The sequence below is a fragment of the Mesorhizobium sp. RCAM 05104 genome (genome assembly GCF_059683645.1).
Genome location: NZ_CM185033.1, coordinates 5,334,807 through 5,347,879, shown reverse-complemented (window position 1 = coordinate 5,347,879; position 13,073 = coordinate 5,334,807). Strand labels below are relative to the sequence as shown.

14 protein-coding genes and 1 pseudogene are annotated in these 13,073 nt (G+C 63.1%); 7 read left to right on the top strand and 8 right to left on the bottom strand.

Features of this window, described 5'->3' with window-relative positions:
- Position 1 precedes the first annotated feature (1 nt).
- From AC56QP_RS26140 to AC56QP_RS26125, 4 genes and pseudogenes are all read right to left on the bottom strand, one after another.
- The gene (locus AC56QP_RS26140) at positions 2 to 481 is read right to left on the bottom strand and encodes a GNAT family N-acetyltransferase (RefSeq protein WP_489862845.1); all 480 of its coding nucleotides are present in this window, start codon (positions 479 to 481) and stop codon (positions 2 to 4) included.
- Positions 482 to 484: 3 nt separating this feature from the next.
- On the bottom strand, positions 485 to 2,368 hold the full coding sequence (locus AC56QP_RS26135; protein WP_489862846.1) for an ABC transporter ATP-binding protein: 1,884 nt from the start codon (positions 2,366 to 2,368) through the stop codon (positions 485 to 487).
- Positions 2,365 to 4,250 (bottom strand): annotated as a pseudogene (locus tag AC56QP_RS26130) (ABC transporter ATP-binding protein). Before AC56QP_RS26130 ends, AC56QP_RS26135 begins: the two are co-directional and overlap by 4 nt.
- 29 nt (positions 4,251 to 4,279) lie before the next feature.
- The gene (locus AC56QP_RS26125; protein ID WP_489862848.1) at positions 4,280 to 4,837 is read right to left on the bottom strand and encodes a hypothetical protein; all 558 of its coding nucleotides are present in this window, start codon (positions 4,835 to 4,837) and stop codon (positions 4,280 to 4,282) included.
- Between the two features lie 284 nt (positions 4,838 to 5,121).
- Here AC56QP_RS26125 and AC56QP_RS26120 point away from each other — a divergent pair, with 284 nt between their 5' ends.
- A complete protein-coding gene (locus AC56QP_RS26120; protein WP_489862849.1) occupies positions 5,122 to 5,580 on the top strand; it encodes a tRNA (cytidine(34)-2'-O)-methyltransferase in 459 nt (152 codons plus the stop codon).
- 115 nt (positions 5,581 to 5,695) lie between these two features.
- Positions 5,696 to 6,139: a redox-sensitive transcriptional activator SoxR gene (gene soxR, locus AC56QP_RS26115; protein ID WP_269905165.1), complete on the top strand. Its 444-nt coding sequence runs from the start codon at positions 5,696 to 5,698 to the stop codon at positions 6,137 to 6,139.
- A gap of 8 nt (positions 6,140 to 6,147) precedes the next feature.
- On the opposite strand, the gene AC56QP_RS26110 is transcribed toward soxR, so the two are convergent.
- Positions 6,148 to 6,405, bottom strand: coding sequence for a hypothetical protein (locus tag AC56QP_RS26110; RefSeq protein ID WP_256753125.1), 258 nt, complete (start codon positions 6,403 to 6,405; stop codon positions 6,148 to 6,150).
- Between the two features lie 169 nt (positions 6,406 to 6,574).
- Here AC56QP_RS26110 and hemF point away from each other — a divergent pair, with 169 nt between their 5' ends.
- From hemF to AC56QP_RS26085, 5 genes are all read left to right on the top strand, one after another.
- A complete protein-coding gene (hemF, locus tag AC56QP_RS26105) occupies positions 6,575 to 7,489 on the top strand; it encodes an oxygen-dependent coproporphyrinogen oxidase (RefSeq protein ID WP_489862850.1) in 915 nt (304 codons plus the stop codon).
- Positions 7,490 to 7,800: 311 nt separating this feature from the next.
- A complete protein-coding gene (locus AC56QP_RS26100) occupies positions 7,801 to 8,061 on the top strand; it encodes a DUF1344 domain-containing protein (protein ID WP_091579451.1) in 261 nt (86 codons plus the stop codon).
- Positions 8,062 to 8,289: 228 nt separating this feature from the next.
- Positions 8,290 to 8,475, top strand: coding sequence for a DUF1059 domain-containing protein (locus AC56QP_RS26095; RefSeq protein WP_091579087.1), 186 nt, complete (start codon positions 8,290 to 8,292; stop codon positions 8,473 to 8,475).
- Positions 8,476 to 8,782: 307 nt separating this feature from the next.
- A complete protein-coding gene (locus AC56QP_RS26090) occupies positions 8,783 to 9,361 on the top strand; it encodes a hypothetical protein (protein ID WP_489862851.1) in 579 nt (192 codons plus the stop codon).
- Positions 9,362 to 9,372: 11 nt separating this feature from the next.
- The gene (locus AC56QP_RS26085; protein WP_489862852.1) at positions 9,373 to 10,428 is read left to right on the top strand and encodes a S8 family serine peptidase; all 1,056 of its coding nucleotides are present in this window, start codon (positions 9,373 to 9,375) and stop codon (positions 10,426 to 10,428) included.
- A 67-nt stretch (positions 10,429 to 10,495) separates the two neighbouring features.
- Here AC56QP_RS26085 and AC56QP_RS26080 read toward each other — a convergent pair whose 3' ends face one another.
- From AC56QP_RS26080 to AC56QP_RS26070, 3 genes are read right to left on the bottom strand one after another with little or no spacing between them, the layout of a single operon-like run.
- Positions 10,496 to 11,758, bottom strand: coding sequence for a CCA tRNA nucleotidyltransferase (locus AC56QP_RS26080; protein WP_489862853.1), 1,263 nt, complete (start codon positions 11,756 to 11,758; stop codon positions 10,496 to 10,498).
- Positions 11,755 to 12,387, bottom strand: a complete 633-nt coding sequence (locus AC56QP_RS26075) for a CoA pyrophosphatase (protein ID WP_489862854.1) — start codon at positions 12,385 to 12,387, stop codon at positions 11,755 to 11,757. The genes AC56QP_RS26080 and AC56QP_RS26075 overlap by 4 nt, the downstream gene beginning before the upstream one ends.
- The gene (locus tag AC56QP_RS26070) at positions 12,387 to 13,016 is read right to left on the bottom strand and encodes a DUF1285 domain-containing protein (RefSeq protein WP_489863514.1); all 630 of its coding nucleotides are present in this window, start codon (positions 13,014 to 13,016) and stop codon (positions 12,387 to 12,389) included. Before AC56QP_RS26070 ends, AC56QP_RS26075 begins: the two co-directional genes overlap by 1 nt.
- Positions 13,017 to 13,073: the final 57 nt, after the last annotated feature.

The window sequence follows — 13,073 nt, the reverse complement described above, 5'->3', positions numbered from 1 at the left end:
TTCAGCCCCCTTTTTCGAACGACATGCGGTGCGTGACGAATTCTTCACCCAACACCGGCTGAAAGCCAAGCCGTTCATAGAAGCCGAAAGCTTCTGGCGGTGCTCTGGTGTTGAGCACGGCGAAATAGTGACGTGCCCTGCCGATGACCGTCGCGACCAGCGTCCGGCCAAGGCCGCTGCGGCGGTGAGGCGCGCTGACGAACAGGTGCCGGACCCGGCCCTGGTCCCTACCCTCGAAATAGGGATCGATGTTCAGCCCGCACACGCCGGCGAGTTCCCGGCCATGCCATGCCCCGAACAGTGCCTCGCCTCGCTTCCGAAACTTGTTGCGGCCGCTGGCCCAGCCATCCGCCAGGCGCACCAGCATCCAATAGCCTTCCGAGCGGCTCTCTTCCTTCAGCGCGTCGAAGCCCAGCATGGTTGGCCGGAGCCGGTTGAGCACATAGCCGACCCCTGGGCCGGCCTCTGGCGATGCACCCATGCCCTACTCCGCCGGCCGCGTCTCTTCGAGCACGCTGTCCTCGTGATAGAGGAAGCCGCCGGACTGCCGCTTCCACAGCCGCGCATAAAGCCCGTCGAGCGCCACCAGCTCGTCATGCGTGCCTTGTTCGACGATGCGGCCGCCGTCGAGCACCACGAGGCGGTCGAGTGCGGCGATCGTCGACAGCCTGTGGGCGATGGCGATGACCGTCTTGTGCTCCATCAGCCTGGCGAGATTCTCCTGGATCGCCGCCTCGATGTCGGAATCGAGCGCCGAGGTCGCCTCGTCGAGAATCAGGATCGGCGCGTCCTTGAGGAAGACGCGGGCGATCGCCACGCGCTGGCGCTGGCCGCCCGACAGCTTGACGCCGCGTTCGCCGACAAAGGCTTCGTAGCCGGCACGGTCCCTGTTGTCGCGCAAGGTCAGGATGAAGTCGTGCGCCTCGGCCTTCTTCGCCGCGGCGATCACTTGCGTGTCGGTCGCATCGGGCATGCCGAGCTTGATGTTGTCGCGCAGCGAGCGGTGGAACAGTGCGGTGTCCTGGCTGACGACACCGATATTGGCGCGCAGCGAGTTCTGCGTGACCTTGGAGACGTCCTGGCCATCGATGGTGATGGACCCGCCTTCCAGATCGTAGAGCCGCAGGATCAGGTTGGCGAGCGTCGTCTTGCCGGCGCCGGACGGTCCGACCAGTCCGACCTTTTCGCCGGGCCGCACCACGAGGTCGATGCCGTTGAGGACGCCGAACCCCTTGCCGTAGTGGAACTCGACCTTCTTCACATCGATGCGTCCGCCCGCCACGACAAGCTCCTTCGCGTCGGGCGCATCGGTGAGGCCGAGCGGCTGCGAGATCAGCGCCTTGGAATTTTCCAGCACGCCGAGGTTCCGCAGGATGCTGTTGAGCTGCATCATCAACCGGCCGAGCAGCATGTTGAGCCGCAGCACCAGCGACAGCGTGAAGGCGACCGCGCCGACGGTGATCGAGCCCTCGACCCAGAGATAGACGGCAAAGCAGCCGATCGCCGTGATCATGATGCCCGACAGCGTCGTCAGCGCCATGCGCACGCCGGTCAGCCGGCGGGTGAACGGGCGCAATGCATCGAGATAGATGTCGAAGCCGTTCCTGATGTAGCGGTCGTCGCCGTCGGCCGCGAACAGCTTCAGCGTCTGCACGTTGGAATAGGAATCGACGATGCGGCCGTTGATCATCGAGCCCGCCTCGGCGGTTGCTTCGGCGTGCTTGCGGATTGCCGGCAGGTAGAGCTTCGCCAGCCAGCCGAACGCGACGATCCAGATCACCACCAGCACCGCAAGCCTGAGATCGAGCCCCGCGACCAGCGCCAGCGTCGTCACCGTGTAGACGACCATGAACCAGACGACCTCGATGAAGCTTTCCATCAGGTCGCCGGTGGCTTGCCCGGCCTGCCAGACCTTGGTGGCGATACGGCCGGCGAAATCGTTCTGAAAGAAGGCGTAGGACTGGCGCGACACATGGCGATGAGCCTGCCAGCGCACCAGATTGTAGAAACCGGGCGTGATCGTCTGTTCGTCGACCAGCGCCGACAGCCCGACGACGATGGTGCGGATGACCAGCACCACCGCGATCATGAACACCAGTTCAGGACCGGCGGCATTCCACAGCGCATGCCAGCTGCGTTCGCCGGGAAGCTGGTCGAGAATATCGACCAGCCGCCCGACGAAGTAGAACAGGCCGGCCTCGACCAGCGGCGCGATGCCGCCGATGACCAGCATGGCGAAGAAGGCGAATTTCGCCTGGCCGACATAGTGCCAGAGAAAGCCGCCAACGCTCGATGGTGGCCGAAGGTTCGCCGGCTCCCTGAACGGATAGACCCAGTTCTCGAACCAGCGGTAGACGGCAGTCATCATTCGGCGGCTTGGCCCTTTGCGAGTGCGTCATTGGCGGCGTCGGCGGGGCCGTCCTCGAGCAGGAACCCGCCCGACTGGCGCTGCCAGAGCTGCGCGTAGAGGCCGCCCTTGGCGACCAGTTCCTCGTGCGAACCTTCCTCGATGACACGGCCCTTGTCCATCACCACCAGCCTGTCCATCGCCGCGATGGTCGACAGCCGGTGCGCGATGGCGATGACGGTCTTGCCTTGCATGAGCTTGTAGAGATTCTCCTGGATCGCCGCCTCGGCTTCGGAATCCAGCGCCGACGTCGCCTCGTCAAGGATAAGTATCGGTGCGTCCTTCAACATAACGCGAGCGATGGCGATGCGCTGCCGCTGGCCGCCGGACAATTTGACGCCGCGATCGCCGACATGGGCATCGAACCCCTTGCGGTCATTGGCATCCGAAAGCCCGGCAATGAAATCCAGCGCCTCGGCGCGCCGCGCTGCCTCCACAAGCAACTCTTCGCTGGCGTCGGGCCGGCCATAGAGGATGTTCTCGCGCACCGAGCGATGCAGCAGCGAGGTGTCCTGCGTGACCATGCCGATCTGCGCACGCAGCGAATCCTGCTTGACCGCCGCGATCTCCTGGCCGTCGATCAGGATCTTTCCGCTTTCAAGATCGTAGAAACGCAAGAGAAGGTTGACCAGCGTCGACTTGCCGGCGCCCGAGCGGCCGACAATGCCGACCTTCTCGCCCGGCTTCACCGCCAGCGACAGGTTTTCGATCACGCCTTTCTGCTTGCCGTAGTGGAAGCGGATATCCTCGAACCGGATCTCACCCCTGGAAACGGTGATGTCCTTTGCATCAGGCCTGTCCTCGACCAACCGCGGCAGCGAGATCGAGGCGATGCCGTCCTGGACCGTGCCGATGTTCTCGAACAGGCCCGACATTTCCCACATGATCCACTGCGACATGCCCCACATCCTGAGCACCAGGCCGATGACCACGGCGACCGCGCCGATCGTCACGGCTTGCCCAAGCCAAAGCCATAGCGAGATGACGGTGACCGAGAACAAGAGAAGCGCGTTGAGAATGTAGAGCGAGCCGAAAAGCACGGTCACCAGCCGCATCGACCGGTAGACCGTGTCGAGGAAGCCGGCCATGCCCTCCTTGGCGAAGGATGCTTCGCGGCGTGCGTGGCTGAACAGCTTGACCGTCTGGATGTTGCTGTAGCTGTCGACGACGCGGCCGGTCATGGTCGAACGTGCATTGGCCTGCTCCTCGCCGACCTTGCCCAGCCTGGGGATGAAGTAGCGCAGCAACAGGATGTAGCCGACCAGCCAGACGCCGAGCGGAGCGGCCAGACGCCAGTCGGCCGACCCGACTATGAACAGCATGCCGAGGAAATAGACGATGACGTAGTTCAAGACGTCGATCACCTTGATGACGCATTCGCGTACGGCGAGTGCCGTCTGCATCAGCTTGGTGGCGATGCGGCCGGCAAACTCGTCCTGGTAGAAGCTCATCGACTGCTTGAGCAGGTAGCGGTGCACCTGCCAGCGGATGCGCATGGGATAGTTGCCCATCAGCGTCTGCTGGTTGAGCAGCGAATGCAGCCATACCGTGCCGGGCAGCACGAACAGCACGATGAAGGCCATGCCGGCCAGCTTCCAACCCTCCGTCTGCAGGAAGGTTTCGCGGTTCTGGGCCGACAGCCAGTCGACGATGCGGCCGAGGAAGCCGAACATCCACACTTCCGCGATGGCGATGGCCGTCACCAGCACCGCATCGACAAGGATATAGGGCCAGGCGCCGCGCGTGTAATGCAGGCAGAAGGCGACCAGCGTCCTGGGTGGCTCGACCGGTTCCGCTGCCGGGAACGGATCGAGCTTTTTTCAAACCAGCTAAACAACAACATAGGTCATGCTCATGAAATCTGTTTTCCGCCTACGCGGCACGCGAACGTACGAAGTCCCCGGACTGCATGGCGTCGAGGGCCGACGGTCCGGAATCATCCGGACCGTCGGCCCTGCTTCGCGCAATATAGGGGTTCGCCGGCTTTTCGCCGACAGCCGCGCTTGACGATCCTGACGACGAAGTGTCCACGACCCGGATTTTCGGGCCGGGCCGGACCAGCCGGATGATCCGGCGCACCAGCGACGGCCGGCTCGGGTCGGGAACCGCGCGCGAGAAATCGACATCCGGCAGCATGCCGCGATGCGGGCGGCGGCGAACCTCGGCGTGAACGGCCGACGAATAGGTTTCGCCGATCAGCAGCGCCCAGGTCGGCACCCGGTGGATATGCAGGCTCCTTGAGCCAGGTATTCTGTAGGGATCGAACATCGGTCCGTCCTCCGTATGAAAATAGGGATAAAAAGGCGAAGCAATATCGTCCGCCGGCATTCGGCCGGAGGCGCGCATTGCGTCGGTCTGGACGCGACGACAAGCATCGGTCTGGACATGTTCAGGCGGGGCGATCAGCCCCTTTGACAGTTTGAAAAACATCGCAGGATTCCTTCGGGTGCCGAAAAAGCGTTTCGGCGGGAATCGGTGCGATCAAGTCTTAGAGAGTCAGGAGAATCGTCGTACCGAAACCGCCAGCAGGCAGGTAAGCCCACGAGAGGGGCGCTGGATGTGCATGGTCATCATGAATTACCCCTCCATCGGTTCGGGTTGACAATGGACCTGACATACCCGACTTCGCAGAAAATGGCCACCCGCAGGTCCAGGAATTTCCAAAACCGCGAAGCCGCTGTGGCCGATCTGCCACTTATTAGAAGGACGCGGAAATGAACGATCGTCTCCGCATCGCGCTCTACCAGCCTGATATCGCCGGCAATACCGGCACAATCCTGCGCTTCGCCGCTTGCCTCGGGCTCGGCGTCGATATCATCGAACCGGCCGGATTTCCGCTCTCCGACCGGGCGCTCAAGCGAGCCGGCATGGATTACCTCGAAATGGCTGACCTGACCCGGCATGTCGACTGGCACGCCTTCGAGGACTGGCGCAAGGCGGGCTCGCGCCGGCTGGTGCTGTTGTCGACCAAAGCCTCGACCGCTTATACGAGCTTCGCCTTCGCCAAAGGGGACGTCCTTCTGTTCGGCCGCGAATCCGCAGGCGTGCCGGATCCGGTCCATCAGGCCGCGGATGCGCGGCTGACCATCCCCATGCAGGGCGCGGCGCGCAGCATCAACGTCGCGTTGTCCGTCGCCATGGTGACGGGCGAAGCCATCCGGCAGCTCGGATAGGAGTTCGCCACCCGTCATCTTCACCCAGGCGCACATCGCCTTCTCCTTCGTTTGCACATCCAGGCTTTCTTCGCTACAAGCTCAACTTAAGTTGAGGTCAAGCGGAAAATCAGGGATGGCGCCAGTAACGGAATTGACGGTCGGCCAGGTGGCCGCGCGCAGCGGAGTGGCGGTGTCGGCGCTGCACTTCTACGAGGCCCGCGGCTTGATCCGCAGCCACCGCACATCGGGCAACCAACGCCGCTACGGCCGTGACGTGCTGCGGCGGGTGGCGGTCATCAAGGTCGCGCAGGAGGTCGGCATCTCGCTTGCCGAGATAGGCGCGGCACTGGCTTCGCTGCCCGAGGGCCGCACGCCGACGCGCGACGACTGGAGCCTGCTGTCGACCGCCTGGCGCGACGGGCTCGACCACAAGATCGCCCAATTGAAGAAACTGCGCGACGGGCTGACCGATTGCATCGGCTGCGGCTGCATGTCGATCGACAAATGCCCGCTGAGGAACAAGGGCGACCGGCTGGCAAGGGAAGGCACCGGCGCAAGGCGACTGGTGGCGGGCTGAGCCGCGCTTCAGTCAGCCGCCGGCAATCGCCTGATGGTGAATTCGATGAGGTCCCCCGGCCGTTCGAACCAGCTTTCGATCTCGGTCCAGTAGGCCTGCTTGGGAAAGCGCTCGAACCATTCCTTGGCCTTGAGCCGCGCATCGGAGCGCGGCAGCAGGAAGGTCTCGCGCAGGAACCCGTCGCGCGGCATGCGCGCGCGCTCGGCCCGGCTTTGGTCGAGCCTTTTCTTCAGGCCATCCAGCGGCGGTCTTGCCGGGGTGCGCACGAAACAACTCCTTGCACCGTAGCGCATGACCCCGAAATCGGAATCGAGTTTCGGAAAGGATCGTGCGCGAAACCAAAGTGACTTGACCCTGTCCCTTAAGAGATTAGGGATCGCGCCGGCAAAAGACGAGTCATTTGTAGGACTCGCCGCCCGCAACCGGAGACGGCACTTGGAACGACCCGAAATACCGGCAGGCCTGCCCGCCGACATCGAACAGAAGAAGATGAAGGCGCGGTTGTGGTTCGAGGCGCTGCGCGAACGCATTTGCGCTGGGTTCGAACAGATCGAGCAGGATCTTGGGGGCCCGCTGGCCTCGTGGTCACCCGGCCACTTCGAAAAGACGCCCTGGGAACGCGACGAGGGTCGCGGCGGCGGCGGCACCATGTCGATGATGCATGGCCGCGTCTTCGAGAAGGTCGGCGTCCACACCTCGACCGTCCATGGCGAGTTCTCGCCCGAATTCAGGAAGCAGATGCCCGGCGCAGAGGAAGACCCGCGCTTCTGGGCATCTGGCATTTCGCTGATCGCACACCCGTGGAACCCCAACGTTCCGGCCGTGCACATGAACACGCGCATGGTGGTCACATCCAGACAATGGTTCGGCGGTGGCGCCGACCTGACGCCGGTGCTCGATCGCCGCCGCAGCCAGGACGATCCCGATACGATCGCCTTCCATCGCGCCATGCAGTTCGCTTGCGAGAAGAACGCCGACGTCGCCGACTACCCGAAATTCAAGGCCTGGTGCGACGAGTATTTCTATCTGTCGCACCGCAACGAGCCGCGCGGCACCGGCGGCATCTTCTTCGACTGGCTGCATTCGGGCGAGGACAGAGGCGGCTGGAATGCCGACTTCAACTTCGTCCAGGATGTCGGGCGCTCTTTTCTCGTCGTCTATGGTCATCTCGTGCGTGCCAATTTCAACGAGAACTGGACCGACGGCGACCGCGACGAACAGCTCATCCGTCGCGGCCGCTATGTCGAATTCAACCTGCTTCACGATCGCGGCACCATCTTCGGCCTGAAGACTGGCGGCAATGTCGCCTCCATCCTCTCCAGCCTGCCGCCAGAGGTTCGCTGGCCGTAACAAAATGGTGAGCAGGATGTGAGGTCGCATTGATGTCCCATTCGCTCGAAATGGGCATGGAATGTGGCACACGGTGCCTCGAAAGATTTCTTTTTCGTCTAATAGGCGCTTGAAAAGACTGGCCTATCTGTCGGGCCGGGTCGGGAAGCGCCGGCGGTTCGCCCGAGCGCAATTCCGGGAAGTGCGAAACGGTTTCCCGTTCGGAATTGCGTCAGGACAAGGCGAGCCGCGACCCGACGCGACCGGACGGCCCAGATGATGCGGGACATCTTCGTCAAAAGGATGCCCGCTCTTTCCAGGAGTACTTCCCAATGCGCAAGATCATTGTTTCGGCTGCCGCGGCTGCCCTTCTTGCTTCCGGTTCGGTGGCGTTCGCTGCCGTCAAGCACACCACCGGGACGATCAAGACCTTCGACGCGACGGCCATGAGCCTTGTGCTCGATAACGGATCTACCTTTACGCTTCCCGAGACCTTCAAGGATCCTGGCCTGAAGGTTGGTGAAAAGGTCAGGGTCTCATGGGACATGAGCGGCAAGAACAAGGTTGCCGAGGCAGTCAAGATCGTGAAGTGATCGCCGGTCCGCCCGAGCAGGACGAGACGATGTCTGGCCCTGTTTTGGGGTAGCGTAAGAAGGCGGAGCAGCGCCGCTCCGCCTTTTTGCCGTTGACCGCAACCAATACCACGCCATCTGTGTTATGATTTTCGCCCCCGCTCGCGGTCCGAACATCCGACCCCGGAATTGGGCCATGAGCCAAAAAGTACCGGAGCTTCAGGCTCCACGGAGGAAAGGAGAAATCCAATGAAGGAATTTCACTGCGGGTCGCTCGTTCCCGGCTGTGACTGGCACACCCGTGCCGACGAAGAGGCCGAAGTCATGCGCCGTGCCGTCGATCACATGCGCGAGACGCATGGCGAGACGGTCATCCGTGAGACGATGATCGAGGCGATCCGCTCGCGCATCGAGAAGGTTCGCGACGCCGCGTAGGTTTTGCGCGCCTGGGCTTGTCAGCTACGGCGAACGGGCACAAGCAGACAATGAACGTAGGGCTGGGACGCCCGCGATGGGCGCTTGATGCCGTCGCGGGCGATTTGATCAAGCGCGCCGTTTAGACGACGCGGCGCGGTGTAGACCCTGTGACGCCAAAAATCATATTTGTATCGGCTAAAATAAACCCTGCGGTAACCGAGCCCGTGCCACTGTCGGGCGGATAATCCGGCTACAGTGGGGCTGCAAGAGAAGCCCGTCGCCACCAGGCACTGGTCCGGAATCGGTGGGGCGAGGTGTTTCGCGCATGCGCGAAAAGTCCGGCAATCGAGTGAGTTACCGCACGACGGCGCTCCTGCTGTACGGGCTCCTCGCGGCGTCTCCGGCGATTGCCCAGGAAATGACGACATCGCTGGTCGACATCCATCAAGGCTCGCCGCTCAGCGATCGCGCCCGCGGCCTGGGCGACGGCGGTTATGAATTGCAGGACGGAAGCCGGATATCGTTCAACCAATGGTACCACGCAAGCTGGGTCGACATGCATGTCGACCTTTTGACCCAGATCACGGAGGACACCGGCATCCTTTGGGGATTTGGTACCGGAGAAGAAGGCGAGAAATATCGCATCGAGCCCAGCCTCAAGCTGGGTTTCCTCACGCAGATGCATCCAGGTCCGAACAGCACTCTTTCCTTGTCGCTCACCACGACCCTCGGCGGCAAGCTCACCGAAAAGCCTTGCGAAGCGAACTATGGCGATTTGGGCACCTACAGCGTCAATTGCCGGCTCGCGGCCAGCGAAATGGCGCCAGAGGAAACCTTGAAATATCTGGTTAACGCTAAACCGGAGAGCCAGCACCTCTGGCTGAATTACCGTGTTACTTTCTGATCGCCGGGAGGATGCAAATGAGAAAATCATCTCGCTCCGAAATTGGCGATCGCCCGTCTTGGTTCTTGTTTGAACGGAGTAAGAGCATGTCAGGTAGTTGCTTGAAATTTGGTATCGCCACGGCTCTCACCATCCTGTCGGCGTCGATGGCGTCGGCACAGGAGGCGGTCAATGCCGACGAGATGGCCGCGCTGTGCCACGGCGGCGGCCTGTCCACATGCGTGAGCGCAACGATCCCTGCCGCGGGCACACAAGCGGTGCAGGGGTGGATGAGCCCCGACGTAGGCGCCGCTTGGGCTGCGGGATACAAGGGCAAGGGCGTCACGATTACGATCGTCGATGATTTCTCCAGTACGTCGCGCTTCTCCGGCAATTTCGGTGTCGGGGTTCAAACCCAGCGCCACGGTGAATGGACGCGCGAGGAAGCCAGCATGATCGCGCCCTTCGCGACCATCAGGTCGAAGGACTTCTCAACAAGCTCGGCCGTCAGCCTGGCGCCCGGCCTGAACGTGCTCAACCTGAGCTATGGCATGTACGCCAAAGCGGGCTACCGCCTGAACCAGATCGGATGGAGTCCCGAGGAAGCCTCCATCATCTCCTATGCCACCAAAGGAACGGCCGTTGTTTCGAAGGCAGCGGGCAACGATGCGGTTGCCGTGGGCGGTGTCACAGGCGGTCAGCAGGACTATCTCGACCTCGCTCTGGTTGGCAAAGCCTCGGCGATCTTCGTCGGCGCCCTATCCACGAATGGCACGACATCCAACAAGGCCCAGCTTGCCTGGTACTCCAACTATGCCGGCTCGAACATGCTTGTGCAAAGCCACTTCCTTGTGGTCGGTGTTACCGGAGACAAGACAGGCCTCTATGGCACCTCCTTCGCCGCGCCGATCATTTCGGGATACGCTGCGATCATCGGCAGCAAATTCACCAAGGCTACCGCGACGCAGATCACCAACGATCTGCTCAACACGGCTCGTACCGACACGCTGGTCAACTACAGCGCCGCCGTCTATGGCAAGGGCGAGGCAAGCCTTTCGCGCGCCCTGGCTCCCGTAGCGATCAAGTAGACGGGCGAAGCTTCGCCCGGCCAAATCGCCGCCTCGGTTTGCCGTTTCCGTGAAACGGTGAGCTGCTCTACGTTTCAAGCGCCTTCGCGGCACGTTCAAGCAACGCGTCGCGATCGGGGGCAAATCCGGCTTCGATCCATTCCGCCTCGAGGTTCTTGAGGATTTCGCCAAGCTTCGGCCCAGGAACGGCGCCGAGCGCGGTCAAATCGGCACCTTTCAGCGGAAACAGCGGTTTTGCCCATTTGAGCGCAAAGGCCAGCAGGCGCGTAAAGCCGCCGGCTTCGAGCAGAGCGTCATTGTCCTCGACGGCACGCACCCGGGCTGCGGCCAGCGATAGCCGCAGACGATCGACGAAGCCCTGCCGGTCGCCGCGATAGAGCCTTTTCGCCAGCTCGCTCTCGGTCGTCTTCGGCTCGACGATAGTGGCAAGCGCCCATTGGCGCAGGCGTTCGGCCTCCGCCGTCGACAGTCTCAGCCTGTCGGCGAGCGTCTTCATGCGCGCCGCATCCGGGGGCACGATCGCCTCCAGCCTGAGCAGCGGATCCGCCGCCCAGCCCAGATCCTTCTCGGCCTTGGTCACTCCATGGATGGCATCGATGCCCCATTTCTCGCTCTCGGGCAGCGCGCTGGTCAGCACGCCGGCCTGGCGCATCCACAGCAGCGCCCGCGACGGATCGGGCGCCGACAGAAGCTTCTTCAGTTCGGCCCAGATGCGCTCGGCCGAAAGCTGGACCAGCCCATCCTTCAGCCGGGCACAGGCTTTCAGCCCTTCGGCGTCCGGCCGGCCGTCGCCGTACCAGGCGAAGAAGCGGAAGAACCGCAGGATGCGCAGATAATCCTCGCGGATGCGCGCTTCCGGATCGCCGATGAAGCGCAGCCGGCGCGCCTCGATGTCGGCGACGCCACCGATCAGGTCGACAACCGTGCCGTCGGCCTGCGCATAGAGCGCGTTGATGGTGAAATCGCGCCGCTCGGCGTCAAGTTTCCAGTCGCGCCCGAACGACACCTTGGCGCGGCGGCCGTCGGTCTCGATGTCGGCGCGCAAGGTGGTGGTCTCATAAGGCTTGCCGCCGGCGATCACCGTGACCGTGCCGTGCTCGATGCCGGTCGGCACCGCTTTGAAGCCTGCCGCCTCGGCGCGGCGGATGGTTTCCTGCGGCAGGCAAGTGGTGGCGATGTCGATGTCGGCGACCGGCTGGCCCATCAGCGCGTTGCGCACGGCGCCGCCGGCGACACGTGCTTCTTCACCGACCTCCGCCAGAACGGCCAGCAGTCGCTGCAGATGCATATTGCCGAGCCAGTCGGCCCTGCCCGCGATAGAGACATTCACGCATAGAGCCTTTCATAGAGCGTGCGGATGATGCCGGCGGTGACGCCCCAGATGCGCCGGTCGCCATAAGGCATGTCGTAGAAGAACCATTCGAGATCGTTCCACATGCGGCTGTCGCGCTTGTGATTGGCCGGGTCCATCAGGAAGCGCAGCGGCACTTCGAAGGCGGCGTCGACCTCGTCGGCGTTGAGCGTCAGCTGGAAACTGGGCCGCACGATGCCCAGCACCGGTGCGATGCGATAGCCGCTGCCGGCGACGTAATCGGGCATGCGGCCGATGATCTCGATGCGATCCGGGCCAAGGCCGATCTCCTCGAAGGTCTCGCGCAGCGCCGCCGCTTCCGGGCTGGCATCGGCGGCATCGATCGTGCCGCCGGGAAAGGCCACCTGCCCCGAATGGCTGCGCAGCTTTTCGGCCCGTTTGGTCAAAAGAACCGTCGCGTCGCCGTCGTGATCGACCACCGGGATCAACACCGCGGCATCGCGCAGCGCCTTGGCCTGGCTAAGGCGCGGATGGCCGGGATTGAAGCGGTGATCGCCATAATCGTCGCCGGCATGCGCATCCGGCTGCGCGGCAAAGCGCGCGCGAAAATCGGCTGACGAAAACGGCCTCGGCTTCGTCTGGTCCATCACGTACTCAGCCGCTTCAGCTGGTCCGCCGGCATGATCGGAAACACCGCGCCCTTCGAGCGCACGGCAAACATGGCTTTGCCGCCGATCTCGATTTCCTCGCCATGCCCGACCAGCTCGTACATCACCGGCCGCGCCACCAGCGCCTCCAACCGGCCGCGCACCAGCACGTAGGGCTTCAACCCGCCGGTTTTGCTCTCGTCGACGAAGCGCAGCGGCCGCTCCGGCCCGGCTTCCACGACATCGCCGACATTGGTGCGAAAGGTGATGGCTTGCGCGTCACCGCTGCCCGAAACGTCCATTTCGACGGCGATGAACGGCGCATCGGCAACGCGGATGCCGACCTTTTCCACAGGCGTTACCAGATAGGTCCTGCCGTCCGCGTCCTTGCGCAGCACGGAGGAGAAAAGCTGCACCAGCGGCATGCGGCCGATCGGCGTGCCCAGGTAGAACCAGGTGCCGTCGGCCTTGATCTCCATGTCGAGATCGCCGCAGAAGTCGGGATTCCAGCGTTCCACCGGCGCCGCGCCCTTGCCGGCGCGGGCGGCACGCGAGATCAGCGCCTCGAGACCGCGCGCCTCGGTGGCGCTCGTAAGGCTTTGTTCGCGATGTTCGGAGTGTTCCGTCATGGTCACGAAATAGTCACTGTTGTTCCGCTTGTCAGCCTAGGTCTGTGATTTAAGTTT